At 65.9% G+C, this 26,396-nt stretch carries 24 protein-coding genes, 1 tRNA gene and 1 pseudogene; 16 read left to right on the top strand and 10 right to left on the bottom strand.

Features of this window, described 5'->3' with window-relative positions:
• Positions 1-395 (bottom strand): FHA domain-containing protein (locus A5681_RS08225; RefSeq protein WP_231996249.1); only part of this gene is annotated, 395 nt, incomplete at its 3' end.
• A gap of 80 nt (positions 396-475) precedes the next feature.
• Positions 476-949: a MarR family winged helix-turn-helix transcriptional regulator gene (locus A5681_RS08230; RefSeq protein ID WP_067271955.1), complete on the bottom strand. Its 474-nt coding sequence runs from the start codon at positions 947-949 to the stop codon at positions 476-478.
• A gap of 194 nt (positions 950-1,143) precedes the next feature.
• Between A5681_RS08230 and A5681_RS08235 the strand changes: the two genes are divergently transcribed.
• Genes A5681_RS08235 through A5681_RS08250 form a run of 4 tightly spaced genes read left to right on the top strand, consistent with a single transcriptional unit; the run spans position 1,144 to position 6,237 of the window.
• The gene (locus tag A5681_RS08235; RefSeq protein ID WP_156737909.1) at positions 1,144-3,114 is read left to right on the top strand and encodes an ABC transporter ATP-binding protein; all 1,971 of its coding nucleotides are present in this window, start codon (positions 1,144-1,146) and stop codon (positions 3,112-3,114) included.
• Positions 3,111-3,962 (top strand): energy-coupling factor transporter transmembrane component T family protein, encoded by an 852-nt coding sequence (locus A5681_RS08240; RefSeq protein WP_067271960.1) that lies wholly within the window; start codon positions 3,111-3,113, stop codon positions 3,960-3,962. The genes A5681_RS08235 and A5681_RS08240 overlap by 4 nt, the downstream gene beginning before the upstream one ends.
• 21 nt (positions 3,963-3,983) lie before the next feature.
• Entirely contained in the window at positions 3,984-4,439 is a 456-nt protein-coding gene (locus A5681_RS08245; protein ID WP_067271964.1) for an SRPBCC family protein, read from the top strand.
• On the top strand, positions 4,432-6,237 hold the full coding sequence (locus A5681_RS08250) for a sulfatase-like hydrolase/transferase (protein WP_082968277.1): 1,806 nt from the start codon (positions 4,432-4,434) through the stop codon (positions 6,235-6,237). Before A5681_RS08245 ends, A5681_RS08250 begins: the two co-directional genes overlap by 8 nt.
• Before the next feature lie 56 nt (positions 6,238-6,293).
• On the opposite strand, the gene A5681_RS08255 is transcribed toward A5681_RS08250, so the two are convergent.
• Positions 6,294-6,740: an Lrp/AsnC family transcriptional regulator gene (locus A5681_RS08255; RefSeq protein ID WP_067271966.1), complete on the bottom strand. Its 447-nt coding sequence runs from the start codon at positions 6,738-6,740 to the stop codon at positions 6,294-6,296.
• Positions 6,741-6,861: 121 nt separating this feature from the next.
• Between A5681_RS08255 and ddaH the strand changes: the two genes are divergently transcribed.
• From ddaH to A5681_RS08275, 4 genes are read left to right on the top strand one after another with little or no spacing between them, the layout of a single operon-like run.
• Positions 6,862-7,719: a dimethylargininase gene (gene ddaH, locus A5681_RS08260; protein ID WP_067271968.1), complete on the top strand. Its 858-nt coding sequence runs from the start codon at positions 6,862-6,864 to the stop codon at positions 7,717-7,719.
• Complete coding sequence (gene rocD, locus A5681_RS08265) at positions 7,716-8,951, top strand: ornithine--oxo-acid transaminase (RefSeq protein ID WP_067271973.1); 1,236 nt, start codon at positions 7,716-7,718, stop codon at positions 8,949-8,951. The genes ddaH and rocD overlap by 4 nt, the downstream gene beginning before the upstream one ends.
• 26 nt (positions 8,952-8,977) lie before the next feature.
• A complete protein-coding gene (locus tag A5681_RS08270) occupies positions 8,978-10,423 on the top strand; it encodes an amino acid permease (RefSeq protein WP_156737898.1) in 1,446 nt (481 codons plus the stop codon).
• Positions 10,420-11,298, top strand: coding sequence for a universal stress protein (locus A5681_RS08275; RefSeq protein WP_067271976.1), 879 nt, complete (start codon positions 10,420-10,422; stop codon positions 11,296-11,298). The genes A5681_RS08270 and A5681_RS08275 overlap by 4 nt, the downstream gene beginning before the upstream one ends.
• Here A5681_RS08275 and A5681_RS08280 read toward each other — a convergent pair.
• The 3 genes from A5681_RS08280 to A5681_RS08290 all read right to left on the bottom strand — a co-directional run bounded on the left by A5681_RS08280 (position 11,295) and on the right by A5681_RS08290 (position 14,398).
• Complete coding sequence (locus A5681_RS08280; protein WP_067271979.1) at positions 11,295-12,632, bottom strand: ABC transporter substrate-binding protein; 1,338 nt, start codon at positions 12,630-12,632, stop codon at positions 11,295-11,297. The two genes, A5681_RS08275 and A5681_RS08280, sit on opposite strands and share 4 nt — an antisense overlap.
• Before the next feature lie 79 nt (positions 12,633-12,711).
• Positions 12,712-13,527 (bottom strand): carbohydrate ABC transporter permease, encoded by an 816-nt coding sequence (locus tag A5681_RS08285; RefSeq protein WP_067271994.1) that lies wholly within the window; start codon positions 13,525-13,527, stop codon positions 12,712-12,714.
• On the bottom strand, positions 13,514-14,398 hold the full coding sequence (locus A5681_RS08290; protein WP_067271997.1) for a carbohydrate ABC transporter permease: 885 nt from the start codon (positions 14,396-14,398) through the stop codon (positions 13,514-13,516). Before A5681_RS08290 ends, A5681_RS08285 begins: the two co-directional genes overlap by 14 nt.
• A gap of 59 nt (positions 14,399-14,457) precedes the next feature.
• On the opposite strand from A5681_RS08290, the gene A5681_RS08295 reads away from it, so the two are divergent.
• The 6 genes from A5681_RS08295 (at position 14,458) to A5681_RS08320 (ending at position 19,944) form a co-directional block, all read left to right on the top strand.
• Positions 14,458-15,975, top strand: a complete 1,518-nt coding sequence (locus tag A5681_RS08295) for a TldD/PmbA family protein (RefSeq protein ID WP_067272416.1) — start codon at positions 14,458-14,460, stop codon at positions 15,973-15,975.
• Positions 15,972-17,345: a TldD/PmbA family protein gene (locus tag A5681_RS08300; RefSeq protein ID WP_067272008.1), complete on the top strand. Its 1,374-nt coding sequence runs from the start codon at positions 15,972-15,974 to the stop codon at positions 17,343-17,345. The genes A5681_RS08295 and A5681_RS08300 overlap by 4 nt, the downstream gene beginning before the upstream one ends.
• A 40-nt stretch (positions 17,346-17,385) precedes the next feature.
• Complete coding sequence (locus A5681_RS08305; protein WP_067272011.1) at positions 17,386-18,249, top strand: carboxymuconolactone decarboxylase family protein; 864 nt, start codon at positions 17,386-17,388, stop codon at positions 18,247-18,249.
• A gap of 423 nt (positions 18,250-18,672) precedes the next feature.
• Complete coding sequence (locus A5681_RS08310) at positions 18,673-19,068, top strand: DUF732 domain-containing protein (RefSeq protein ID WP_067272014.1); 396 nt, start codon at positions 18,673-18,675, stop codon at positions 19,066-19,068.
• Positions 19,069-19,345: 277 nt separating this feature from the next.
• The gene (locus tag A5681_RS08315) at positions 19,346-19,765 is read left to right on the top strand and encodes a hypothetical protein (protein ID WP_067272418.1); all 420 of its coding nucleotides are present in this window, start codon (positions 19,346-19,348) and stop codon (positions 19,763-19,765) included.
• A gap of 105 nt (positions 19,766-19,870) precedes the next feature.
• Positions 19,871-19,944: transfer RNA gene (locus tag A5681_RS08320), tRNA-Ile, on the top strand.
• Between the two features lie 44 nt (positions 19,945-19,988).
• Here A5681_RS08320 and A5681_RS08325 read toward each other — a convergent pair.
• Complete coding sequence (locus tag A5681_RS08325) at positions 19,989-21,158, bottom strand: site-specific integrase (protein ID WP_067272018.1); 1,170 nt, start codon at positions 21,156-21,158, stop codon at positions 19,989-19,991.
• A 5-nt stretch (positions 21,159-21,163) separates the two neighbouring features.
• Positions 21,164-21,361: a helix-turn-helix transcriptional regulator gene (locus A5681_RS28040; protein ID WP_082968259.1), complete on the bottom strand. Its 198-nt coding sequence runs from the start codon at positions 21,359-21,361 to the stop codon at positions 21,164-21,166.
• Between the two features lie 360 nt (positions 21,362-21,721).
• Between A5681_RS28040 and A5681_RS26400 the strand changes: the two genes are divergently transcribed.
• On the top strand, positions 21,722-22,402 hold the full coding sequence (locus A5681_RS26400) for a hypothetical protein (RefSeq protein ID WP_082968260.1): 681 nt from the start codon (positions 21,722-21,724) through the stop codon (positions 22,400-22,402).
• A 555-nt stretch (positions 22,403-22,957) separates the two neighbouring features.
• Complete coding sequence (locus A5681_RS27065) at positions 22,958-23,527, top strand: DUF3631 domain-containing protein (protein ID WP_197498546.1); 570 nt, start codon at positions 22,958-22,960, stop codon at positions 23,525-23,527.
• Positions 23,528-23,805: 278 nt separating this feature from the next.
• On the opposite strand, the gene A5681_RS08335 is transcribed toward A5681_RS27065, so the two are convergent.
• Both A5681_RS08335 and A5681_RS26410 read right to left on the bottom strand, forming a co-directional pair.
• Entirely contained in the window at positions 23,806-24,417 is a 612-nt protein-coding gene (locus A5681_RS08335) for a hypothetical protein (protein ID WP_156737900.1), read from the bottom strand.
• A 25-nt stretch (positions 24,418-24,442) separates the two neighbouring features.
• Positions 24,443-24,727 (bottom strand): annotated as a pseudogene (locus tag A5681_RS26410) (helix-turn-helix domain-containing protein); the annotation flags it as partial.
• Between the last annotated feature and the right edge of the window lie 1,669 nt (positions 24,728-26,396).

Genomic DNA, 26,396 nt, shown 5'->3' on the forward strand with positions numbered 1-26,396 from the left:
TCGAGGTCTTGCGCCGGCTTCTCGACAACGCGTCGCTGCCGTGGCGGAGGGGCCGGGGGAGCGATCTCGAAAACCAGCCGGGGGCCACGCTGCGGATCACCGATGCTGATCGCCTGGCCATTGCGCAGTGCGACCGTCGAGGCCCGCGCTCCGTCGATGAAGATGCCGTTGTGGCTGAGGTCGATCGCCACCCAGTGGGTGCCGGCGAATCGCAGCACCACCTCGGGGCGAGGCGCCGGAGGCGGCGAGCTGGGAGTCCCGAGGCGCTCGAGGGCGATGTCGCTGCCCGGGCCGTAGCCGATGATCACGTCGCGGCCGGGGGAGAAGTCGAAGCGCGCCGACCCGACCCACACGGTCAACGGGGAGGCCCTGAAACCGGAAGCCTCGGGCCGCATGGCCGCCACCTTTCCTCTCACCCGGTCAGATCGACTTAGTGTCTACCCGCCGGCAGTCGTGCATCCACGTGGGTGCGCCGTCACAGCGCGTTGCGCCGCCCCGCCAGCGACGCGTTGTCGAGAAGCCGGCGCAAGACCTCGACCGCGTCGGTCAGCACCTGGCGGTCACCTGGCTCCAGCAACGCCAGCTGCGGTTCGATCGCCGCGGCACGGTCGGCGCGAACCGCGTTGAGCGTGCGCTTCCCCTGGGGAGTGATGCGGATCCGGACAGCGCGGGCATCCCCCGGGTCGACGGTTCGGGTGACCAGGCCGGCGTCCTCGAGCCGGCGTACCTGCGTCGTCATGGTCGGCTGTGAGCAGTGATCGACGGCGGCGAGGTCGCCGATCCGGGCTTCACCATGAGCTTCGATGCTGGCGAGCAACCTGGCCTGGGCCGCCGGCAGCGGCATCTGGATGCGCTGGGTGGCCAGCCGGTTGAGCCGCGCCACCACGGCGAGCAGGTCGGCTCCCAGCTGCTGGGTCCCGATGTTTGCGGTCTCGACAACTCTGTCCATGTCTCCATGGTTCCATAGCTTTGCTAAGCGAGACGAGAGGCGCCCGGTCCTGACGGGGTCGGGAGTGTCGAGTGTGACGAACCGAGTTGGGGCCGCGGCCTGGCAGAATCAGTGAAGTGAAAGTCCGTCGCCCCGTCCGTGCGCGCCGCCGGGGTGGACCTTTACACCCAACCGAATTGGCCCAGGCCTCGGTCATGGGGGCGCTTTGCGCGGTGATCGCGATCATCGCCGGTGTCATCCCGTTCGCTCAGGGTTTGGCGCTGCTGGGCACGGTCCCGATGGGGCTGCTGTCGTACCGTTACCGGCTGCGGGTGCTGCTGGCGGCGACGTTTGCTGCCGGAATGATCGCCTTCCTGATCTCCGGGGTGGGCGGCTTCGTGACGGTCGTGAACTGTGCCTACATCGGCGGGCTGACCGGTTTCGTCAAGCGCAGGGGCAGGGGCACCCCCACCGTGATCGTCTTGTCCCTGATTGTCGGGGTCGCCGTCGCCGGCGCGACGGTCGGCGCGTTGGCGGTGCTGAATCGGTTGCGGCATCTGATCTTTGAGGTGATGGCGGCCAACGTGGACGGTCTGGTCGCATTCCTGGATCGGGTGAACCTGCGGTGGCTCGGCGCCGACGTGAAGCGCTGCTTCGAATTCGGCCTGCACTACTGGCCGTGGTTGATGCTCGGCTACGTCACCTATGGGGTCATGGTGTCGTCGTGGATCGGCTGGTGGGCACTGTCTCGCTTGCTGGACCGAATGGGCAGCGTCCCCGATGTGCACAAGCTCGACGCTCCCGACGAGCCTCCGGGCGCCCCCATCGGGCCCGTCCCGGTGCGGCTGGACAGGGTGCGGTTCCGCTACCCCCACGCCAAGCAGGATGCCTTGCGTGAGCTCAGCCTGGAACTGCAGGTCGGCGAACATATCGCCGTCATCGGCGCCAACGGATCGGGTAAGACCACGCTGACGCTCATCTTGGCGGGCCGGCAACCGACATCGGGCACCGTGCAGCGTCCGGGCGCGGTGGGGCTGGGCATGTTGGGTGGCACCGCGCTTGTTCTGCAGCACCCGAAGAGCCAGGTCCTGGGAACCCGCGTCGCCGATGACGTGGTGTGGGGGCTGCCCCCGGGGACAGAGGTCGACGTCGACCATTTGCTGCAGGAAGTCGGCCTTGGGGGCTTTGCCGAGCGCGATACCGGCGGCCTGTCCGGCGGCGAACTGCAACGCCTCGCTCTCGCCGCGGCGCTGGCGCGCGAACCGGCGCTGCTGATCGCGGACGAGTTCACCAGCATGGTCGACCAGAGGGGGCGTGAGGTCCTGTTGAACGTGCTGTCCGGCCTGCCCAAGCGGCATCGGACCGCCCTGGTGCACATCACTCATTTCGACAACGAGGCCGCGTCGGCGGACCGGACCATCAACCTCAGTGATTCCCCGGATAACACCGGCATGGTCGAGACGGCTCCGCCGCCGCTGCCATCCGCCGCCGTCAGGCGCGGCCCAAGCAAGCCGGTGCTGGAAATCGTTGGCGTGAGCCACGAATACAACAGCGGGACACCGTGGGCGAAGACCGCGCTGCGCGATATCAACTTCGTCGTGGAACAAGGCGACGGGATTTTGATTCACGGGGGCAACGGCTCGGGCAAATCGACGCTGGCGTGGATCATGGCCGGACTGACCGCCCCCACGGTCGGCGCCTGCCTGCTTGACGGTGAGCCGATCCGGGATCACGTCGGCGCGGTGGCGTTGTCGTTCCAGACGGCGAGGCTGCAATTGATGCGCAGCCACGTCGGTCTGGAAGTTGCTTCGGTGGCGGGCTTTTCGCCCCATGACGAAGGTCGGGTGACGGCTGCCCTGGCGGCGGTCGGACTGGAGCCCACGATGGGGCGGCGGCGCATCGATCAGCTCAGCGGCGGTCAGATGAGACGGGTCGTGTTGGCCGGCCTGCTGGCGTGCTCGCCGCGCGTGCTGATCCTCGACGAGCCGCTGGCCGGGCTGGACGTCGGGAGCCAGCGGGGCCTGCTGCGTCTGCTGGCCGACCTGCGCCGTCACCGCGGGCTCACCGTCGTCGTCATCTCCCACGACTTCGTGGGGTTGGAAGCCGTCTGCTCGCGGACCCTGCACGTGCAGAATGGCGCGCTGCAAGAGGTGACGGCCACCGCCGCGGCCGGGGGTGTGTCGTGACCGCAAGTTCGTCTTCCCCCCGCGGCAAGGAGCGCCGCACTTCCCGCCCGGTGGTGCTGCTGGTTCCCGTGCCGGGCGGGTCCGCGATCCACAGCTTGTGGGCCGGCACCAAGCTTCTCGTGGTGTTCGGTGTAGCGGTGTTGCTGACCTTCTACCCGGGTTGGGTGACGATCGGGGCGGTGGCCGCGTTGGTGCTGACGGCGATCCGGATCGCCCGCATCCCCCGCGGTGCGCTTCCGTCAATCCCGCGCTGGCTCTGGGTCCTCATCGCGTTGGGTTTTGTGACGGCCGCGCTGGCCGGGGGTAGTCCGGTGGTGTCGATCGCCGGGGTCCACCTAGGCCTCGGTGGAGCATTGAACTTCCTGCGGATCACCGCGTTGTCCCTCGTTTTGCTCGGCCTGGGGGCGATGGTGTCCTGGACCACCAATGTCGCCGAAATCGCCCCGGCGCTGGCGGTTTTGGGCCGCCCGCTCAAGCTGGTGCGTATCCCGGTCGACGAGTGGGCGGTGGCCCTGGCCCTGGCGCTGCGCGCCTTCCCGTTGCTGATCGAGGAATTCCAGGTGCTCTACGCCGCTCGGCGGTTGCGGCCCAACCACATGGCACCGACCCGCAAGGCTCGGGTCAAGCAGACCGCGGGCAACTCGATCGACTTGGTCGCCGCCGCCATCGTGGTGACCTTGCGCCGCGCCGACGAGATGGGTGACGCGATCACCGCCCGCGGGGGCATCGGCCAACTTTCTGCCGCGCCGGCCCGGCCGAAACTGGCCGACTGGTTGTCGCTGGCGGTGACCATAGCGGTGGGCGGTGCCGCGGTGGCGATCGAGACGATATTCCACCTGACGCGCTGACCGTTCGCGTAGCGTGAGCGCGTGGCCGACATACGCCGGACTCGCTCGATCGCGGCCCGCATCGGCGACATCTGGGAAACCCTCGCGGAGTTCGGATCGATCAGTTCGTGGGCCGGCAACGTCGACCACTCTTGCATCTTGTTCCGCGGCCCCGACGGGTCCGCCGTCGGCACCTCCCGGCGGGTGCAGGTCAAGCGCGACGCCCTCGTCGAGCGCATCACCGAATTCGACCCGCCCCACGCCCTGGGCTACGACATCGAAGGTCTACCCGCCCGGGTGCGCAGGGTCTCCAACCGCTGGACGCTCGAACCGACCGGCGACTCGGCCACCACCTTGGTGACCCTCACCAGCACCGTCGAAATCGGGCCGCACGCAATGCAAAACCTGGCCGAGCGCGCCCTGTGCCGCTTTCTCGCGCGGCAGTCCGAAGTGATGCTCGCCGGCCTCGCCGACCGATTGGAGCGTGCCCGTGTCTGACCGGCCCGATGTCATCGTCATCATGACGGACGAGGAACGCGCGCTACCGCCCTATGAGGCCCCCGAGGTGCTCGCGTGGCGCGACCGAATCCTCTCCGGCCGCAAGTGGTTTGACGATCACGGGGTCAGCTTCACCCGGCACTACACCGGCTCACTGGCCTGCGTGCCGAGCCGCCCGACCATTTTCACCGGCCACTACCCCGACCTGCACGGTGTGACCCAGACCGATGGCATCGGGAAGACCGCGGACGATTCACGCATGCGCTGGCTGCGTGCGGGCGAGGTTCCCACGCTCGGCAATTGGTTCCGGGCGGCCGGCTATGACACCCACTACGACGGCAAGTGGCACATCTCGCACGCCGATCTCCTCGACCCCGGGACCGGTCGACCGTTGGCGACCAACGACGACAACGGCGTGGTCGACGAAGCCGCCGTGCGGCGCTATCTGAACGCAGACCCGTTGGGGCCGTTCGGGTTCTCCGGATGGGTCGGTCCCGAGCCGCACGGGGCGGCGCTGGCCAACGCCGGTGTGCGACGCGACCCGCTGATCGCGGACCGGGTGGTCGCGTGGCTGGCCGACCGCTACGCCCGCCGCCGCGCCGGTGACCCCGCCGCCTTGCGGCCGTTCCTTTTGGTCGCCAGCTTCGTCAACCCCCACGACATCGTGCTTTTCCCGGCATGGTCGCGGCGGAGCCCGGTCAAGCCGTCGCCGCTCGATCCGCCGCCGGTGCCCGCCGCGCCGACCGCGGGCGAGGACCTGTCCACGAAGCCCGCGGCGCAGATCGCCTTCCGCGAGGCGTACTACTCCGGCTACGGCCCCGCGGCCGCGATCGACCGAACCTACTCGCGCAACGCGCAGCGCTACCGTGACCTGTATTACCGATTGCACGCAGAGGTGGACGGACCGATCGACCGCGTCAGGCGGGCCGTCACCGAGAGTGGTTCGGGCGACGCCGTATTGGTGCGCACCGCCGACCACGGCGACCTGCTGGGCGCCCACGGTGGTCTGCACCAGAAGTGGTTCAACCTGTACGACGAGGCCACCCGCGTTCCCTTCGTCATCGCGCGCATCGGCGAGCGCCGCACGCAACCTCGGCTCGTCTCGGCGCCGACCTCACACGTCGACCTGGTGCCCACCCTGCTGGCGGCCGCGGGCGTCGATGTCGCTGCGGTGTCCGCGACGCTGGCCGAGTCGTTCTCGGAAGTCCACCCGCTGCCCGGCCGGAACCTGATGCCCATCGTGGACGGCGGCCCGGCCGACGCGAACCGGGCCGTGTACCTGATGACCCGCGACAACATGCTCGAAGGGGACAGCGGCGCATCGGGATTGGCGCGCCGCTTGAAGCGGACCGTCAATCCCCCTGCGCCGCTGCGCATCCGAATCCCGGCCCACACCGCCTCCAACTTCGAGGGCTTGGTTGTCCGCGTCGACGAGGCGACGGCCGCCGGCGGCACCGGTCACCTGTGGAAGCTGGTGCGCACCTTCGACGATCCGGGCACCTGGACCGAACCAGGCGTGCGGCATCTGGCGGCCAATGGGCTCGGGGGAGAGGCATATCGGACGTCTCCCCTCGATGACCAGTGGGAGTTGTATGACCTGACCGCCGACCCGGTCGAAGCGATCAACCGCTGGTCCGATCCGGACCTGCATAGCCTGCGACAGCACCTGCGGGCGCAGCTCAAACACGCGCGGGCCGAATCCGTTCCCGAGCGAAACCGACCGTGGCCCTACGCATCTCGCCGGCCTCCTGCGTCACGGCCGTCACGGCTCAAGCGCCTCTTCCGCCTGCGGGCGTAACGCCAGGGCGGAAAACTCGACTCGAATTGCGCCCTGGCGTTACGCGCGCGACGCCGCTAGGTGCGCATCCTGTCGATGAGGTTCGACAACACCACAATGCTTTCGCTGCGCTCGATGTCCGCGCTGGACCGGATGCGCTCGAGGGCGGCCTCCAGGTGACGCATGTCGTGAGCCAGCACGTGCAGGATGGCGTCCGATGTGCCGGTCACCGTCGCGGCGCTGGCCACCTCGGGGATGTCCACCCAGGCCGCGCGCAGCCGATCGGGCGCGATCGTGCCGTGGCAGAACACCTGCACGTAGGCCTCGGTGTTCCAGCCGAGCGCGTTGCGGTCGACGACCGTGGTGAACCCCTTGATGACGCCGGCGTCGAGCATCCGGTCGACGCGGCGCTTGACCGCTGGGGCGGACAGATTCACCTTGTCACCGATTTCGGCGAACGTCGCCCGCGCATTTTCGGTCAGCTCGGTCAGGATGCGGGCGTCGGTCTCGTCGAGGCGCTCCATCACCCTCCGTTCAGCCTTGCGCAATAGATCGATGCAAAGTCCACTCTAACGCAATAAATCACATATGGACACGCAACAGCTAGCATTTGATTGCGCTACGGGCGGCAAATACCGTTGATTTATGACGGAACAACACGTCGCCGCGCCCAGGTCCGCCCCGGCGCCTGCCGCGCACCCCCGAATACCAACCGCCCGCCGCTACGCGATGACGCCGCCGACGTTCTACGCGGTCGAGTACGCGATCAACCCGTGGATGGACACGGCGACGCCCGTCGACGTCGGGCTCGCGCTCGCCCAATGGGAAGAGCTGCGCGCGACCTACGTCCGGCTGGGTCACCGGGTGCACGTGGTCGAGCCCGAGCCCGGGCTGCCGGACATGGTGTACGCCGCCAACGGCGGATTCATCGCGGGTGACGTCGCGATCGTCGCGAAGTTTCGCTTCGCCGAGCGGGCCGGTGAATCGCGTGCCTATGCCGACTGGATGTCATCCATCGGGTACCGGCCGGTGTCCACCCGCCATACCAACGAGGGGCAAGGCGACCTGCTGATGGTCGGGCAAACGGTGTTGGCGGGCTACGGCTTTCGCACCGACCGGCGGGCGCACCCGGAAATCTCCGCGGCGCTTCGCCTACCCGTCGTCTCACTCGAATTGGTGGATCCGCGCTTCTACCATCTCGACACGGCGCTGGCCGTGCTCGACGACCACACGATCGCGTTCTACCCGCCGGCGTTCAGCGCCGCCGCGCAGGACCAACTGCAGGCGCTGTTTCCCGACGCGATCGTCGTCGGAAGCGCCGACGCGTTCGTACTCGGCCTGAACGTCGTGTCGGACGGACGGCACGTCGTTTTGCCCGCCGCGGCAACGGGATTCGCGGCACAATTGCGCGCCGCCGGCTTCGAGCCCGTCGGCGTCGACCTGGCCGAGCTGCTCAAGGGTGGCGGTTCGGTCAAGTGCTGCACATTGGAGGTATTCCCATGACGGTCCTCGACGCCCGGACCGCGACCGCGACCGAGGCCGCCATCGAGCTGGTTGAACGCCATGCCGCACACAACTATTCGCCGTTGCCAGTGGTGGCGGCCAGCGCGGAGGGCGCCTGGATCACCGACGTGGAGGGTCGGCGCTACCTGGACTGTCTGGCCGCCTACTCGGCGGTCAACTTCGGCCATCGCAACCCGGAGATCACCGCGGCGGCCCACGCCCAGCTCGACACCGTCACGCTGGTGAGCCGGGCATTCCACTCGGACACCCTCGGCCCATTCTGCGCCGCCCTTGCCCGGCTGTGCGGCAAAGACCTGGTGCTGCCGATGAACTCGGGCGCCGAAGCCGTGGAGAGCGGCCTCAAGATCGCCCGCAAGTGGGGCGCCGACGTCAAGGGCGTCCCCGACGGTCGCGCCAACATCATCGTGGCCGACAACAACTTTCACGGCCGCACGATCAGCATCGTCAGCTTCTCCTCGGATCCGACGGCGCGGCACGGGTTCGGACCTTTCACGCCCGGATTCCGCTCGGTGCCCTTCGGCGATGCCAACGCGCTGGCCCGCGCGATCGACGACGACACCGTCGCCGTCCTGCTCGAACCGATTCAGGGCGAGGCGGGCATCGTCGTTCCGCCCGACGACTATCTGCCGGCCGTGCGCGCCCTGTGCAGCGAGCACAACGTGCTGATGATCGCCGACGAGATCCAGTCCGGGCTGGCGCGCACGGGACACACGTTCGCGTGCGACCACTGGGGCGTGGTGCCGGACGTCTACCTGCTCGGCAAGGCGCTGGGCGGTGGCGTAGTACCCCTGTCGGCGGTGGTCGCCGACCGCGAGGTCATGGGCGTGCTGCATCCCGGCGAACACGGCTCCACCTTCGGCGGTAACCCGTTGGCCGCGGCGATCGGAACCACCGTGGTGTCCATGCTGGGCCGCGGAGAATTCCAAGCGCGCTCGGCGGTTTTGGGCGCGCACCTGCACGCGCGGCTGCGCGCACTGCGGGGTCACGGCGTACGGGCGGTGCGCGGACTGGGATTGTGGGCCGGAGTGGACATCGACCCGCGTCTCGGGACGGGCAAGCAGATGAGCCTTCGGTTGGCCGGCCGGGGCGTGTTGGTGAAAGACACGCACGGCTCGACGTTGCGGTTCGCGCCACCGTTGGTGATCAGCGAGCAGGAGATCGACTGGGCGATTGAGCAGTTCGCTTCTGCGTTGCGGGAGGCTGGCCCATAATCAGCTGATCGAGCAAGGAGGGGCAATTGCCACCCACGTCGATCAGCCTCAAGGAGCAGATGCTGCGGCGCCGGCCGGTCGTCGGCACGCCCGTCGCGTACGGGGCCGCGGACCACCTCAAGCGGACCATCGGCACTTTCCAGCTGACCATGTTCGGGGTCGGCTCGACGGTCGGGACGGGCATCTTCTTCGTCATGTCCCAGGCCGTGCCCGAAGCCGGCCCGGGAGTGATCCTGTCCTTTCTCATCGCCGGGGTCGCCGCCGGGCTCGCGGCCATCTGCTACGCCGAATTGGCCTCGGCCGTGCCGGTTTCCGGGTCGTCGTACTCGTACGCGTACACCACCCTGGGCGAGGTCGTGGCGATGGGGGTGGCGGCCTGCCTGCTGCTCGAATACGGGGTGTCGACCGCCGCGGTGGCGGTCAACTGGAGCGGCTACCTGAACAAGCTGCTCGACAACGTCTTTGGTTTCCAGCTGCCGCACGCGCTGTCGGCCGCGCCGTGGGACGCCCGGCCCGGCTATGTGAACCTGCCCGCGATCATCTTGATCGCGATGTGCGCGTTGCTACTCATCCGCGGTGCCAGCGAATCGGCCCGGGTCAACACGATCATGGTGCTCGTCAAGCTGGGCGTGCTGATCATGTTCGTGATCCTGGCGTTCACGGCGTTCGACGCGCACCATCTCCACGACTTCGCGCCCTTCGGCGTTGCGGGAATCGGCTCGGCCGCCGGGACCATCTTCTTCTCCTATATCGGGCTTGATGCCGTGTCCACCGCGGGTGACGAGGTGAAGGACCCCCAGAAGACCATGCCGCGCGCGCTGATCGCGGCGCTGGTGACGGTGACGAGCGTCTACGTGTTGGTCGCCGTGGCCGCGCTGGGCACCCAGCCGTGGCGGGACTTCGCCGGGCAACAGGAGGCCGGGTTGGCCACCATCCTCGACAACGTGACGGGTGGCAGCTGGGCGAGCACCATCCTGGCTGCGGGCGCCGTCATTTCGATCTTCTCGGTCACCCTGGTCACCATGTACGGGCAGACGCGGATCCTGTTCGCGATGGGGCGCGACGGGTTGCTGCCCACGCGATTCGCGCGGGTGAACACGCGGACCATGACGCCGGTGGGCAACACCGTGATCGTGGGCATCGCGGCCTCCGCGCTGGCCGCCTTCATCCCGCTGGACAAGCTTGCGGACATGGTGTCCATCGGGACGCTCACCGCGTTCGTCGTCGTCTCCGCTGGGGTGATCATCCTGCGCGTGCGCGAGCCCGACCTGCCGCGGGGCTTCAAGGTGCCCGGTTATCCCGTCACGCCCGCCCTTTCGGTGTTGGCGTGCGGATACATCCTCGCCAGCCTGCATTGGTACACCTGGATTGCCTTCAGTGGCTGGATCGCGCTCGCGTTAATCTTCTACTTCGTGTGGGGCCGCCATCACAGTGCGCTCAACGCCGGAGCGCTAGAGCGGGACGCGCTGTGACCGTCGTCGTGGGATACCGGGCCGGCAAGGTCGGGCTCTCCGGGTTGCATCTGGGAGTGCGCATCGCGCGGACCCGCGCAACCTCGGTCACCGTGGCGACCATCGTGCCCAAGCCGTGGCTCACACCGTCGCGGGCCCGCATCGACGCCGAATACGAACTGTGGGCCGACACGATGGCCGCCGAATCGGCGAAGGAGGCCGCCCGCTTCCTGGACACGGCGGCCGACGGAATCGAGGTCAGCTACCTGCATCGCGCGCACGGATCGGTGTCCGGGGGACTCCTCGAAATCATCCACGAGGTGGACGCCGACGTGCTCGTGCTGGGCTCGCTGCCCAGCGGCGGGCGCGGCCAGGTGCTGATCGGCTCGACCGCCGACTGGCTGCTGCACGCGTCGCCGGTGCCGGTGGCGATCAGCCCGCGCAATTACCGCTCACACCAAGGCAAGTTGACCCGGCTCACCTGTGCCTACTCGGCCACCCCGGACTCGGTCGACGTGGTGAAGCGCTGCTATGAATTCGGCCGGCGATTCGGCGTGCCGGTGCGAGTGATCACGTTCGCGGTCCGCGGCAAGACGATGTACCCCCCGGAGGTCGGGCTCGAGGTCGAGGATCAGGTGCTGCAGGCCTGGGCCGCCCAAGTGCGCGGCATTCTCGAGGAACTCAAGACCGACGGCATTGTGAGCGAAGACGTTGCGCTGCAGGTGGTTACCGGCCGAAGCTGGAAAGAGGCGCTCGAAAAAGCGGATTGGCAGGAGGGCGAGATCCTGGCGTTGGGTACCCGGCCCCGCGGCGACATCCGGCGGGTCTTCCTCGGGTCCCGCAGCACCAAGATCATCCGCGAGAGCCCCGTGCCGGTGCTGGTGCTGCCCGGTTAACGCTGCGCCGCGGCATTCGCGGCCGCTTGCGCCCTACGCAGGGTGGCCGCGACATCGCCGCGGCCCAGGAACATTTCGTCGAAGTATGGCCGCAGGGCGTCGTTGCCGGCCGCGAAGCCGGCGCCGCCGGGCGCTGCGATACGTGGGCCGTTGAGCACGGCGAAGAAAGGCGTCACGTCGACGCCCCGGGCGGACCAGTAATCGAAGTAAACCGGTTGAGCCGAGAGGACCGCCGGGATTGCCGCGCCCTCGCGCCCGAGGTACTCGTTGCCCTCCTTGCTGCCCATCCAGGTGAGGACCTGACGCACCGCCTCGGGGTGCTTGGTCGCGGCATTGCCCGCCGCCGCAATGCCATTGGTGACGCTCACCCGGCCCACCGGGCCGGCCGGCATCATCGCCACGCCCCAGCGGAAGCGGGCATCGCGGGCGACCGGCGCCAGGTTGTAGGTGCCGGATTGGAAGAGCGCCATCCGGCCGGCCAGGAATTGATTGCGGGAGAAGTCACCGTTGTCGTTGGTGTCCGAGGCGGGCGGCGCGACGTGGTCGTCGTTGATCAGGCCGACCAGATAGCGGAAGGCCTGCACCGCCCCGGGATTGTCGAAAGCGAACTGGTCGCCGCGCTGGAAAACTCCGCCGGCCGAACCGATGTAGTTGAGGTAGATGCCCTGCGGGTCGTTGGCGGCGTTGTAGCCCCACTGCCGAACCCGTCGGGCATCGAAACCGGCCGTGTTTCCGGCGTGTCCGTCGGCGTCCACGGTAAGCCGGACCAGCATGGGACGCAGGGTGTCGTCGCCGTCGGCGCCCCAGCGCAAACCGTTCAGCTGGGCGGGATCGACGCCGGCCGCGGCGAGCAGGTCCGCGTTGTAAAACAGCGCGATTCCGGCGTCGGTCAGCTGCGGCACACCCCACAGCACGCCGCCGCGGGTGAACTGGTCGACGACGGCCGGGTCCCACCGCGAGGCGGAGCCCGGTTCGAGGGCGGTGCCGATGTTGATCAGCCGGCCGCTGTCCGCGTAGGCGGCCAGGTAGGCATTGGACAGCCAGAAGATGTCGTCGGCGCTGCCGCCGGCGACATCGGTGCGCAGCGTGTCGAAGTACGTCGAATACGACACCACGCTGGTGTGCACCGTGATCTCGGGATGCGTGCGGTTGAACGCCTCGAAGGACCGTCGATACGCCGCGGCGATCTGATCGGCCCAAACCCGCACCGTCACAACGATCTTGCCGCCGGGGGGTTGGCCGGAGTAGTCGAGCAGCACGGCGGTCGCGCCCAGCAGCACCGCCACCAGGGCGAGTGCTGCGGCCGTCAGCGTGGAAACGCGAGGCCGGGTCATGGGCTGCACCGAGATTGCCCTGGCGGTCGTCGATCGCCCGCAATCGCAGCCGTCGCGGCAATCTCGGTGTGCGAATGACTCACTTGAGCCCCGAGACGACGATCGAAGCGACGATGTGGCGCTGGAAGACCACGAACAGCGCGATCAGCGGGACGATGGCGACGGTCGTCGCGGCCATCACCAACGTCCACTGGGCGTTGAACCGCGACTGCAAGTCGGCGGTCGCCACCGTGAGTACCCGCCACTTGTGCCCGCTGGTGATCACCAGCGGCCACATGAAGTTATTCCACTGCGAGACCACGGTGATCAACGTCAGGGCGGCCAGCACCGGCCGGCTGGACGGGATGACCACATGCACGATCACGTCCAGCGTGTTCGCGCCGTCCAAGTGTGCGGCGTTGACCAAGTCGTTCGGGATGATGCGAAAGTGCTCACGCAGCAGGAAGATCGCGTACGGCGAGCCGAACATGAAGGGCAGCACCAACGCCCAGAACGTGTTCCGGAGGCCGAGCTGGGCCATCATCAGGTACAGCGGCACGACGGTGACCGTTCCCGGCACCATCAACGTCGCGATGTACACCCAGAACAGGGCATCGCGTCCGGGAAAGTCCAACCGCGCGAACGCGTATCCCGCCAGCACCGAGAACGTCATTTGGCCGAGCAGGATCACGGCGGTCATCAACGCGGTCACGGCCGCCGCCCGGCCGAACCCCGCTCCGCCCAGGTCGGCGTAGTTGGCGAGGGTGAACGGCCGCGGGAGCTGCAGGGGCGTGCCGGTCGCGAACTGGTGCGCCGAGGTGAACGACGTGAGCAGGCCAAGGGCGAACGGCGCCAACGTAATCAGTGCACCGAGGATCAGCCCGGCGTAGATGGCGAGCCGACTAGGTAAGGTCATAGCTGATCCGCCGCCGGAAATACAGGTGCTGCACCATGGTGACGCCGATCAGGATGACGAACAACACCACCGCCATCACCGACGCGCGCCCGATGGCCGCGGAACCGAAAGCCTCGGCGTAGATGCGGTGGGCCACCAGGTCGGTGCTGTTGCCGGGTCCGCCGCCGGTCAGCGCGTAGACCATGTCGAAAACCTGTGCGGTGCTGACGATCCCCGTCACGAGGACGAAGAACGTGGTGGGCCGCAGCATGGGCAGGGTGATCCGCCAGAACCGTTGCCACGCGGTGGCGCCGTCGGTGCGCGCGGCGGCGTGAATGTCGTCGGGGATCGCCAGCAGGCCCCCCAGGAACGACAGCGAGACGTACCCGACGTTCGTCCATACGACGACGGCCGAGACGAGCGGCAGCGCGAAGCTTGGGTCCGACAGCCATTCGATGCTGTGGCCCAGCAGGGTGCTCACGGCGCCGTCGGTGGGAGCCAGGATCCAGCGCCACAGCACCGCGATTGCCAGCGGCGCGCAGATCCACGGCAGCACGTAGAGGGTGCGGAACAGGCCGGTGCCGGGCAGCTCGCGGGCCAGCATCGACGCGGCCAGCAGGCCCAGCACCGTCTGCGCCGGGACCACGATCGCCACGAAGACGGCGGTGACGATCAGCGAGTTGGCGAAGTTGCGGTCGGTCAGCACCGACCGCCAGTTGGCCAGTCCCACATAGTGCAGCGGCCCGAGCAGGTCCCACCGGTACAGGCTCAACCAGACCACCACGAGGATGGGCAGCAGCAAGAAGGCGACGACACCGAACAGGCTGGGCGCCAGCAAGGCATAGCCCAGCGCGGTGGAGCGAGGCTGTGTCCTTTCGGCGCCGCTGGCCATGGAGGTAATTAAAGCGGGCGGCGCCCGGGTTTGGGGTGAACGGCCGTTACGGTGGAACCGTGACACCGAACCGGGGGATCGATGCCGACTTCCTCAACCTGCCGCGCCACGAGCTGGCCGACGCCGCGCTCTCAGCGGCCACCGCGGCCGGCGCCAGCTACGCCGACCTGCGGGTTCACCGCATCGTGACCGAGATCATCCAGCTGCGTGACGGCGAATTGGAGACGTCGGTCGTCAACCGCGAAATCGGGTTGGCCGTGCGGGTGATCGTCGACGGTACGTGGGGGTTCGCCTCGCATGCGGAGCTGGCGCCGTCGGTCGCGGCCGAGACCGCCCGGCACGCCGTGCAGGTGGCCACCACCCTGGCGACGCTGAACCGTGAGCGCGTCGAACTGGCGCCCGAGCCGGTGTACGCCGACGCCACCTGGGTCTCGAATTACCGCACCGACCCGTTCAGCATCCCTGTGTCCGACAAGATCGACGTGCTGGAGGAGTACTCCGGCCGCCTCCTCAGCGCCGATGGGGTCGACCACGTGTCGGCCATCCTCACCGCCGTCAAGGAACAGTCGTTCTACGCCGACACCTTCGGAACGTCGATCACCCAGCAGCGGGTACGGGTGCAGCCGTCGTTGGAGGCTGTCACCGTCGATGCGGCGGCGGGCAGCTTCGACTCCATGCGCACGCTGGCCCCACCGACCGGGCGCGGGTGGGAAGTGCTGGCCGGTGACGACGTGTGGAACTGGACGGACGAGCTGGCGCAGTTGCCGTCGCTGCTCGCCGAAAAGGTCAAGGCGCCCAGCGTGACCGCGGGGCGCACGGACCTGGTGATCGACCCCACCAACCTGTGGCTGACGATTCACGAGTCCATCGGGCACGCAACCGAATACGATCGGGCGATCGGCTACGAGGCCGCCTATGCCGGTACGTCGTTCGCCACACCCGACAAACTCGGCACCATGCGGTACGGCTCACCGGTGATGAACGTGACCGCCGACCGCACCGTAGACCACGGCCTGGCGACCATCGGTTACGACGACGAAGGCGTCGCGGCGCAAAGCTGGGATCTGGTGCGCGACGGCATCTTCGTCGGATATCAGCTCGATCGGGTGTTCGCTCCCCGGCTCGGACAACCGCGGTCCAACGGATGCTCGTATGCCGATTCGCCGCATCACGTGCCGATCCAACGGATGGCCAACGTGTCGCTGCAGCCGGCCCGCGAGGACGTCAGCACCGCCGACCTGATCAGCCGTGTCGAGGACGGCATCTACATCATCGGCGACAAGTCGTGGTCAATCGACATGCAGCGCTACAACTTTCAATTCACCGGTCAGCGGTTCTTCCGTATCCGTGACGGCCGGCTGGACGGCCAGCTGCGAGACGTGGCCTATCAGGCCACCACCACCGATTTCTGGAACTCGATGGAAGCCGTGGGCGGCCCGTCGACGTGGCGGCTCGGCGGCGCATTCAACTGTGGGAAGGCCCAGCCCGGTCAGGTCGCCCCGGTCAGCCACGGCTGTCCGTCGGCGTTGTTCCGCGGCGTCAACGTGCTCAACACCCGGACCGAGGGCGGCCGATGATTCGCGCGCAGCATGTCGTCAACCTCGTCCTCGAGGAGGCCGCCAAGCTCGGCGGCGCGAGCGAGACCATGGTGCTCGTCACCGACAAGGTCGAGGCCACGTTGCGGTGGGCGGGCAACTCGATGACCACCAACGGGGTGGCGGTCAATCGCAGCATCACGGTCATATCCGTTGTGCGCCGAGGGTCCAGCGCGCGCATTGGAACGATGGTGTCCGCCGAGGTCGACCCGCGGGTGATCCCCGAGCTGGTGGCGGCCTCCCAGGAGGCGGCCCGCTCGGCGCCCGAAGCCGGCGACGCCGCGCCGCTGCTGGCCGACACCGGGGTGCCCGCCGATTGGAACGCGCCGGTGCCCGGCACCGGGCCCCTGGTGTTCGCCGACGTCGCGGACTCCTTGAGCCGCGGCTTTGAAGGCGCGGACCGGCTGTACGGCTTTGCGCACCACAGCGTTTCGACGACGTTCCTGGCGTCCTCGACGGGAGTGCGCCGACGCTACACCCAGCCCGCCGGGGCGGTGGAGATCAACGGCAAACGCGGCGACGCAAGCGCGTGGGCGGGTATCGGCACGCCCGACTTCGTCGATGTGCCAATGGATTCGCTGCTCGACGAGCTGTCGATGCGGCTTGGCTGGGCCGAGCGCACCGTCGAGTTGCCCGCCGGACGCTACGAGACCATCATGCCGCCGTCCACCGTCGCCGACATGATGCTGTACCTGGCGTGGTCGATGGCCGGCCGGGGCGCGCGCGAGGGCCGCACCGCGTTCTCGGCGCCCGGCGGCGGGACGCGGGTGGGGGAGCGCCTCACCGAATTGCCACTGACGCTGTTCTCCGATCCGATGGCGCCGGGTCTGGCGTGCACACCGTTCGTCGCGGTCAGCAGCTCGTCGGAGACGATGTCGGTGTTCGACAACGGCATGGAGATTGGGCAGGTGGACTGGATCCGCAACGGCGTGATCAACGCGCTGGCCTACCCGCGCGCGACCGCCGCCAAATTCGGTGCCGACGTCGCGGTCGCCGCCGACAACCTGGTGATGACGGGCGGGTCGGCCGAGCTGGCCGACATGATCGCCGCCACCGAACGCGGGCTGCTGCTGACCACGCTGTGGTACATCCGCGAAGTCGACCCCACCACGCTGCTGCTCACCGGGCTGACCCGCGACGGTGTCTACCTGATCGAGGACGGCGAGGTAACCGCCGCGGTCAACAACTTCCGCTTCAACGAGAGTCCGCTGGACCTGTTGCGGCGGGCCACCGAGGCGGGGACGAGCGAGAAGACACTGCCCCGGGAGTGGGCGGACTGGGCCACCCGGGCGGCCATGCCGTCGCTGCGGATACCGGACTTCCATATGTCGTCGGTGAGCCAGGCTCAATAGGCGATTGCCGCTGGGCCGGAGGCGTTCTAGCGTGTGACGAATGGCGGCTCCGGTTTCGGTCCAAACAGATCAGCTTGCGCGATTGGTGGCCCTGTGTCCGGGGTCCGGGCCGGAGGCGCGCATCGCTGCCCTGATTCGGCGGGTGTGTGCCGAGACTCTGTCGCTACCGCCGTTGCCGGCTCCCGTCGAGGCCGGTGCGCCGGAATCGGACACCGAGGTCGTCGTCGCCGAGTTCGCCGAGCAGTTCAGCGCCGACGTGTCCGCAATCACCGGCGCGCAGCGGTCCCAGCTGGTCAAGCAGTTGGGCGATGGCGCCTTTGGCGTAGTGGTTGCGATGTATATCGCCGACTTCGTCCCGCGGGTGCGGGCCGGCCTGGAGGCACTCGGCGTCGGCTCGGAGTACTTGGTTTGGGTGCACGGCGTCGCGTGGGATCACACCACGAACCCGGCCAATCTCGTGTTCAACGACTTCCTGCCCGCGGTGGCCCGCATGCGCGCGCTGGACCCGGTCACTTCCGAGGTGGTCCGGTTGCGCGGTGCGGCTCAGCACAACTGCCGGTTGTGCAAGTCGCTGCGCGAGGGCACGGCGCTCGATGCCGGCGGTTCGGAGACGCTGTATGACGAGATCGGTCGTTTCGAAGCCTCGCGGTTGCTCGACGACCGCGTCAAAGCAGCGCTGCGCTACACCGATGCGTTAATTTGGACCCCTGCGCACCTCGCCGTCGACGATGCCGCCGAGGTGCGCTCCCGGTTCTCGGATGCCGAGGCCGTCGAGCTCACCTTTGACATCATGCGGAATGCAAGCAATAAAGTCGCCGTCGCATTGGGCGCCGATGCGCCCCGCGTCGAGCAGGGTACCGAGCGTTACCTGCTCGGGTCCGACGGCCAAACCGTATTCAGCTGACGCCCGGCGGGCCGCCGGGCGGCGGCCTGCCGCCGGCGCCCGGTGCGTAATCGCTGGTCAAGGTGCATTCGGTCCGGACGTGCCGGCTGGGCTGGCATGGGACGGCCGACGGCGCGACGCCCGGTGCCAAGCACCGAATGTTAACCATCCGTACACGGTCACGCAAACAAAAGTTCGTCGCTCGGGCCGCTGCTACTGGCTAAATTTATGTCCCGACACCAAAACTCATATGTGAACTCATATGTGCTGGTGATCTCAGATGGCAGCGCCGCCTGAGTTGACGACTATTCGACCGCGTGACTGTCAGCCGTGGCCCGTTATCTCGGCTAGCAGTCACCACACGAAGGCTTGTTTGCGTCGGAGGGCGACCTCGCCCCCGCAGAGGGAGGACCGGAGATGACAACCACCCGTTCGCGCTCGCGTATGCGAGTGTCCTCGGTCTGGGCTGCCGGTGTGGCGCTGGGGGCCTCGATGCTCGGCGGCGCCGTGCTGTCGGCACCGCAAGCTGCGGCCTCCTGCAACTTGAGTCCGAAAGACGACCAGTACATCCAGCTGCTTGCCCAGAACAAGATGGTGCACAACGCCGACTTCAGCGACTGCACCGAGGCCGCCGAGGGGCGGTGGTTTGCCGACCAGGTGCGGAACCACCCCAACCCGTTCGGGGAAGCCCAAGAGCTGGTCAACATGATCACGAACACCACGTCGATGACCCAGGCGCAGGCCGAGTGGGAGGTCGAGTCGGCGATCTATGTCTACGCGCCGGACGTGATCCCCAAAATCCAGGATCAGGCCGCGCATGCGGACTGGCCCAAAGAGTAACGACTCCGGCTTCACCAGCTAATTGGAAATAGATCACCGGCACGCTCTGCGCCGGTGATCAACGCAACCCGTGTGATTGCCGGTCGGCGGTAGCCGTCGACGGCGTGGTGGCCCCTGCCGGCCGGAATGGTAAAGCTCGCTGTGATTTTGGCTAACCGCTGTTCACCCACTGTTTGACGAGTGCGTCGTTTGCCACGCTCGTCGACGGTGGTACCCGACGCGTAGCGCGGAAGGACAACTAGCAAATTCCACGATGAGGGGGTCTGGAGAAGTGAAGATGACACGATCGCGCGGGCAAGCGCTGGCGGCGGGGGCCGCCGGAGTTGCCTTGGGAGCGACGATGTTCGGTGGTGCGGTGCTGGGGGCGCCGCACGCGTCGGCGTCGTGCAATATGTCCCCGGCCGACGATCAGTACATCAAGCTGCTGGCGCAGAACAAGATGGTGCACAACGCCGACTTCAACGACTGCAGCGAGGCCGCCGAGGGGCGTTGGTTCGCCAGCCAGGTCCGGTCCAACCCGAATCCGTTCGGGGAGGGGCAGGAGCTGATCAACATGATCACCAGGACCACGCCGATGAGCCAGGCCCAGGCCGAATGGGAGGTCGAGTCGGCCGTCTATGTGTACGCGCCGGACGTGATTCCCAAGATGAAGGATGAGGCTGCACGGCAAGCGCCCGGCCAGCCGGCCCCTGCGTGACGCACCCCGAAGCCCGTCGCCTCTCTTTCGAGGGCGGCGGGCTTCGAGCATGCCCGGCGGCCGATGGCAACCCGTTGGGCTACCGTTTCCTACGGAACATCGCTAGGGGCGGTAGCTCAGTTGGTTAGAGCCGCGGACTCATAATCCGTTGGTCGCGGGTTCGAGCCCCGCCCGCCCCACGTCAGAGGCCTTTTTTTGCGGATCGACGGGGTCGATCCATCGTTTATTCATCGCTTATGGCGCGGTCCAGCAGCTCAGCAACTTCGGTGTGAACGCGGTTTCTGGCCATGTAGTTGTCCTGCGTCATCGAAACCTTGGTATGACCTAACTGGTCAGCGCCTACACGCGCAGATAGACCCGCGTCGTCAATGAGCGTGGCAACGGTCTTGCGGAAGCTGTGGGTAGTTATCTCCGGTGCTCCCAAGTCTTCGCGTACGGCGCGCCACTGCTTGCCGAAGTTGTTCGGGTCGCGCCAGGCGCCCGTGGTCGACGGAAAGATCATGGGTTGCTCGCCAACGAATGCCCGCCCACGACGCGACCTGAGAACATTCACGGCGAACTGGGGGAGTGGGAGGGTCCGTTTACCGGCTGCACTCTCGGTCTCGTCGATCCGCCTCAACCCGTGCCCCGTCGCTCGGACTAGCTTGCCGGTTACCGACAATTCAGCGGCCTCGGCATCAAAATCGATCCAGCGCAGCGCCAGTAACTCAGAGCGGCGTAATCCAGTGGCGATCAAGACGGTGACCGGATCGACCAAGTCCTGGTTTTGGCAGTAAGTCGAGCGGTGCAATTTCGCCAGCAGCTCCCGCAGCTGCTCGCTGGTAAGAGCTATCGCCCCCTTTGGCTGCGCCTTTGACCTGATCGCTTGTATATCCCGCACAGGGTTGGCGTGCACCACGCTCGCCATCACCGCTAGCTGTAGCGCGCCGCGAAGTATTGTCTTGGACTGCCGTGCCATGGTCGCTCCATGCGTTGCCCGCATCGACCGTATGGCGGCATCAATTCGGGCTGGCGTCGCCTCGTGTACCCGGAGGGCACTGATGAACTTGTTGAGCTTCTTCGCGGCGAACTTGTAAGTCGAGATTGTGACAAGAGAGCGGTCATCGTCTGCCAACCGTTCCAGATGTCGCTCGATTAGCGCACTAACTGGGGTGTCAAGCGTGACCTCGTCGCCCATGGCTGGCGTTCGCCGACCCTTCAGCGCGTCAATGAGTGCATCCTCGGCCAGCTTGCCGTACTGGTCGAACTCATCAGCCGGACCGCGCCTCTCAACGATTCGCGTGACGCCGTCCGTATCGCGGTACCGGCACCTTGCCAGCCAAGCGCCGTTACTTAGCTTCGTGCGACTGATAGTTCCGTGTTGCCCTATCCGCAGGGGAGGTCTACCTGCCATCGCCCCTAGCTTCCCACCCTTGCTAGCCGCTCATGCTCCCAAGCGATGACATCGCTGAGCCGGTAGCGGACATGGCGTCCAAACCGTGCATATTTCGGGCCGGAGCCTTTGGTCGCCCATTCGGCTGGTGTCTTGTGCGGCACGCCGAGGCGATTCGCAAGCTGCTTTCGGCTGAGCCATATCACTTCTGAACCCTGTGTCATGTGTCCTATTGAATACCAACTAGTTTGGCGTGAACCGGGAAAGTTATTGGTTGCCCTCCCTCTCGGGCAAGTTACCGACCGCCGGAAGCAACCCTCTGGACAGTACGGCCACATCACAGCAACAATCACGTCGGGCGTACGCGCAACGTGTCGACTCGCGGCTACCCTTCTGGCCTGCGCTTTTTGGCTCCCGGTTGACGGCTTCTTTGCGCATCTAGCGTTGAGGCGTTCGTATGGCTACAACAGCCGCGATGGTTTCGGGCAAGCCTTACGAACAACGGAATCCCTTCTGCATGAGGGGGTTCCATCCCAAGTTGAAGGCCCCTCGGGCTGATCGAGCTGTCACGATAGGAGTAAAAGGTGACTCAACACGATGAGTTGTACGACTTTCCGGAGGCTGCCCACCAGAACGTCAATCTGATCCGCGATCTAGAGAATTGGTGTCTACTCGCGAATGCTGCCGCCTACGAGATCCAGGGCGTCCGGAACACCTGCATTCACACGTCCCATGCTCTCGTCGCCTATCTGCAACTACAGGGTTTTGGGGCCGAGGTCTTCCGCGCTCGGGCGAGGGCACTTCCCAGCAAGGAGCTTGCGCAAAGGCTCGGCAGGCGAGGCTATGGCGCATTTGCGGGGGAAGGACATGTCGGTCGCGGCTCCTGGCCCGGTCATCTCGCAGTCTCTTGCGGCGACTTCGTACTCGACCCGACGCTAGATCAGCTTGAGGCAGAGGGCGAGCGTCCTAGGCCTGCTGTCTTCCGCAAGCCTGTCGGATGGGATGTCCCGCCGCCGGACAGGCCGTGGCAGGGCGGCGCTTGGCACTACTGGCGCGACGGCGACCTCAACGTGGGCCATGCTCGCTACCCCCGCCAGGTCGGTTGGAAGTCCAAATCAGCCGCGCGACCGAGCTGTTGGATGAAGGTGGTCGACATGATGATAAGCATCAGCGGCGATCGGACGGACATCAAAGAGCGGAACGCGCTGGCGTGGACGGCTGCTACTGCACCGGAAGCCGCAACCCCGATCGGTGGTGTGCGGTGACTGCGCCGACTGGTCGTCTCGCGGACATCGCGGATCTCGCGGGCATGGGAGGGTCTGCGGTCCTAGATGCAGTGGACGGCTTCCTCGCCCGCTTTATCGCCTACCCCAACGAACATGCACGTCAGGCACACACACTGTGGTTGGCCCACACCTGGCGCATGGACGAATGGGACTCCACACCACGGCTTGCGTTCATGTCGCCGGAAAAGGGTAGCGGGAAGACACGCGCACTCGAAGTGAGTCATCACCTAGTCCCGCGAGGTGTTCGGGTCAGCCAAGCTACGCCGAACTACATCTTGGCCAAGGTCTCGGAAGTGCCTCCACCCACCTTGTTCTATGACGAGATCGACACGGTCTACGGGCCGCGGGCCAAGGGCAACGAAGACTTGAGGGCAGTTCTCAATGCTGGTTTTCGCCGTGATGCGACTGCCGGCCGTGGTAGTTGGGAAAACAACCGGCTGACAAGCCAGGACTATGCCGCCTACTGTGCAGTCGCACTCGCCGGCCTCGGGAAGCTACCGGGATACAGTCGCCGACCGAGCCGTGATCATTCGCATGAAGAAGCGCAAGCGGTCGGAATGCGTGGAGCCGTGGCGGGAACGTGTGCACGCAAATGAGGCCAAGGCACTCGGTGAGGTACTCGGATCGTGGGTGAAGGAAGGAATCTTCACATGGCCAATCGACATGCCAGTAGAGGATCGCGCCGCCGATGTGTGGGAATCGCTCATCATGGTTGCTGACACTGCGGGAGGCCACTGGCCCGCGACTGCACGCGACGCAGCAGTCGTCCTCACCTCTGAGAAGTCGCAGGCAAGTCTCGGTGTCCAGCTCCTGCGCGACCTTCGGATCGTGTTCGGGCCGAACAACAAGATGCGCAGCGACGACGTCATCACTGCATTGACGGAGCTGTCAGAGTCACCTTGGCAGAGGTTCCATGCCGATGGGAGCCCACTCAACTACCGCGACTTAGCCTCTCTGCTAAGGGAATACGAGACCCGTCCAAAGGATGTATGGATCGATGGTGCGTCGGTAAAGGGCTACACGGCCGATGACTTGCGGGACGCGTGGGAAAGGTATCTGCCCGCCTCCATAGTCCGCGAGGACCGCGAGGTCCGCGAGGGCTGAATGGCACACCGTGAGAGCGCTTCTTCTGCAGCCGCATACGTTTCGGCCGCGCACACTAGCTGATTCGTGCGGACGTCGACGTGGAATTGAAAATGAAAGTACTCGACTCAATTTTGCCGGAGAGAGAGGCCGCGATTTGCAAGTCGTGTCCGGTCCAACTGCAAGAGGGGATCCCCCCCAGGCAAAGGCGTGTCAGATCGGAAAGCCTTGAGATGCAACGAGCTGATTTGCCGGAGACGAACTCACTCCCGGGTACGCGTGCGCCCGCGCGCAGGTTGCTATGACCTCACGGGCGAGTTTCGGCCCCCGCCGTCCAAAAGTGGGTCGGCGACAAGCGGGTCACCCAACCGGATTTCCTGCCAAATTGCGACGAGCTGTGCGGCCTGTTGATCAGAAATGACCCCACGTTCGGTCGCGATCTGCGTCGCTTTCGTGATGCGGGTCTTACGGCTCGCCTTGATCTTTGCGATTCGCTCCTCGCGAGCCCGATCCTCAGCGGCCACTACAGCAGGGTCGACGATGCCAGGCGGCCACGTAGGGTCGCTGCTACAGCCCGGACACCAAGTATCTGGCGTGCTGTTACGCGCGTCGCCTTGGCTGTACGTCCCGTACGCCGTCTGGTGCACACGACAAACGGCGAACACCGCATCATCGACCTCATGGGCGAACACAACCTTGTACCTAGCCAACTCGGCGGCGCTGACCGGCTTTCCTGTGCCATACCGCGAAGGGGCCGTATCCACGACGGTGCTACCGCGCCATTCACCCACAAGCCGGTTCGGCTCAGCCTGGGCCGCACCTTTAAGCCTGGCGTCCACCATGGGCGCGACCACTTCGATCTGCCTGCGTCGCCGTCGCCGCATCTGCTCGATATCTTGATCAGTCGTCAAATCTGCCCTTCCGTAGTGGCTGTATCTAAGCATCTCTCGTCTGTCGGGGGGAACCTTCGGCAAGTACTCGGTACACCGTTGCCCTGCTCACGCCCAATGCATCGGCAATCATCCTTGCTGACTCCCCATTCTCGTTCATCCTTTGCGCTAGAGCAGCTTTCGACTCATCGAGTGCCTTAGGTCGTCCGATGTGCTGTCCGCGCATCCGACATGCCTCGCGTGCCGCCGAACGACGTTCGCGGACGAGTTCAAGCTCAAGCTCGGCGAGGCTGGCGAGGACGCCTGCCACCATGCGGCTGGCCGCATTGGAGGCCAGAATCGAACTCGACGCTTTCGTCTCAAATGTAAGATTTGAGAAATTGTGGCCGAGCCGAGTTGAGCAGTCCGTCCCCCCTGCCTGTGTGCAGACTTCGAGCCCGATCCACGTTGACAGGCTCCCGCATCAGGGATCGGTGGAAGGCAGTAGCCAAAACGCTCGCGCCAGTCGGTCGGCCGAGCCGAAAGCTGGAGATGACTCAGCCCTCCGTCGGAGCCGCTTACCCCATAGAATCGCCATCCTCTTTAGGCGCACAGTCGGTGCGCCCCCTTTTCTGTACGCTCGAGTTTGTACATAATTCGCACTGTGGTAGCCCAGGGGGGTGCTCAGCCGTCGACCGGAGTACTGTTCGGTTGCACTTGCACAACCAAGCCGGACATCCATCTAGAACTTGCCGAACTTTTCACTTACGCGGAAGGCTCAGGTACCCGAACAGCCGAATGGCAAACTGCACGACTTGCAGCAGTTGACACCGCCTCGCTCGAGCTGGCCGCGTGTGCCATCGCTAATGCAGCAGTCGCTTGGAGATGTGTCGGCACACCAGCCGTGCACAATAGCTGGGTCCAAGCTGTAACCGCGGGAGCCAAGCTTTCCAGCGAAGAGACGGAGCTGTTTCGGGCCTACGTTGAACACGCGTTTGGGCTCCCTGATGCGCCCCGAGACGGCAAACACAGGCGCGGATGGCTTGCGGAGTTCCTGTTCTATCTTCTTGCGGAAAGAGTAGGGTCGCAGGCTGGACGGTCACTTGTACGTGTTGAAGGTCCCGACTGGCATCCGACGAAACCTGGTCCCGATAGTCTGGCGATTTGGAAGAAGAACGATGAACTTGAATTCCGGCTGTGGGAGATAAAGCAAAACGTTGGGTCAGGCCCTGTGTCTAATTCGGTCGGAGAAGCGACTGCGCAGCTGAAAGAATCAGCTCTTAAATACTTAGCACAAGCTACCAGCATTGCAAGAGCTGGTAGCGCTGCACTTAGCGAAGACGTACAGAGACTTTATGGAGAACTGGCGCTGCTCTGGGTGCGAGGAAGCCGTCAGTCTGGGATAGGTATTTCAGTTACCACTACTGATTCGAAGGTACCTAAACGATGCTTTAGCCGCGTGGCTAAGTCATTCCCAAAATTGCTTTCAGCTTCTCAGATCGAAGGGCTTGTCTCAGGAATCGGCGATTTCACTGAGTTCGCTGACAATGTAAGAGACCGCGTGTGGATGCCTCTCTAAATTTAGATTTAATTTCCGATGCAATCGGATTTGGAGATCCAAGACTCACCGATGTATTCGAGTCCGGCGCTCTTCCTACGCCGGCTCGGCTGCAACAACTATTAGCCGAAGCGGAAGTGCAGCTCTTCATCGGACAGGGAGACGTAGGCCATGATCTCATTGGTGCTGCGTGGTACTTACACGGGGTCGCAAGCGCCAGTGAGAGATTGCAACTGTATTCAACACAGCAGCAGCGGCAGGCCTTTGCAGTTAGTGCACATATCTTCGATCTGGCCTGCATGCTTCCAGGCGTTGACGAACAGGAAACTCTGCAGAGGGCTTTCGCCTCTCAGGTGGGCTTCCATCGAAGCGGAGGCGAGCCGAACGCTGGCGCGATCGGTCGGCGGATGACTCCACTTTTGATTTCAACGGATCGAACAGTTATGAGCGACCGGCTGCCGAC

The organism is Mycobacterium scrofulaceum (assembly GCF_001667885.1).
GTDB classification, from domain to species: Bacteria; Actinomycetota; Actinomycetes; order Mycobacteriales; family Mycobacteriaceae; genus Mycobacterium; species Mycobacterium scrofulaceum_C.

What these genes read in the sequence shown, in the direction of transcription:
- A5681_RS08300 (WP_067272008.1), top strand. Translation starts at nt 15,972, where the DNA reads ATGATTCGCGCGCAGCATGTCGTCAACCTCGTCCTCGAGGAGGCCGCC.
- A5681_RS08235 (WP_156737909.1), top strand. Translation starts at nt 1,144, where the DNA reads ATGGGGGCGCTTTGCGCGGTGATCGCGATCATCGCCGGTGTCATCCCG.
- A5681_RS08255 (WP_067271966.1), bottom strand. Translation starts at nt 6,740, where the DNA reads ATGGAGCGCCTCGACGAGACCGACGCCCGCATCCTGACCGAGCTGACC.
- A5681_RS08230 (WP_067271955.1), bottom strand. Translation starts at nt 949, where the DNA reads ATGGACAGAGTTGTCGAGACCGCAAACATCGGGACCCAGCAGCTGGGA.
- A5681_RS08290 (WP_067271997.1), bottom strand. Translation starts at nt 14,398, where the DNA reads ATGGCCAGCGGCGCCGAAAGGACACAGCCTCGCTCCACCGCGCTGGGC.
- A5681_RS08310 (WP_067272014.1), top strand. Translation starts at nt 18,673, where the DNA reads ATGCGAGTGTCCTCGGTCTGGGCTGCCGGTGTGGCGCTGGGGGCCTCG.
- A5681_RS08280 (WP_067271979.1), bottom strand. Translation starts at nt 12,632, where the DNA reads ATGACCCGGCCTCGCGTTTCCACGCTGACGGCCGCAGCACTCGCCCTG.
- A5681_RS08285 (WP_067271994.1), bottom strand. Translation starts at nt 13,527, where the DNA reads ATGACCTTACCTAGTCGGCTCGCCATCTACGCCGGGCTGATCCTCGGT.
- A5681_RS08315 (WP_067272418.1), top strand. Translation starts at nt 19,346, where the DNA reads ATGACACGATCGCGCGGGCAAGCGCTGGCGGCGGGGGCCGCCGGAGTT.
- A5681_RS28040 (WP_082968259.1), bottom strand. Translation starts at nt 21,361, where the DNA reads ATGACACAGGGTTCAGAAGTGATATGGCTCAGCCGAAAGCAGCTTGCG.
- A5681_RS08305 (WP_067272011.1), top strand. Translation starts at nt 17,386, where the DNA reads ATGGCGGCTCCGGTTTCGGTCCAAACAGATCAGCTTGCGCGATTGGTG.
- rocD (WP_067271973.1), top strand. Translation starts at nt 7,716, where the DNA reads ATGACGGTCCTCGACGCCCGGACCGCGACCGCGACCGAGGCCGCCATC.
- A5681_RS08325 (WP_067272018.1), bottom strand. Translation starts at nt 21,158, where the DNA reads ATGGCAGGTAGACCTCCCCTGCGGATAGGGCAACACGGAACTATCAGT.
- ddaH (WP_067271968.1), top strand. Translation starts at nt 6,862, where the DNA reads ATGACGGAACAACACGTCGCCGCGCCCAGGTCCGCCCCGGCGCCTGCC.
- A5681_RS27065 (WP_197498546.1), top strand. Translation starts at nt 22,958, where the DNA reads ATGAAGAAGCGCAAGCGGTCGGAATGCGTGGAGCCGTGGCGGGAACGT.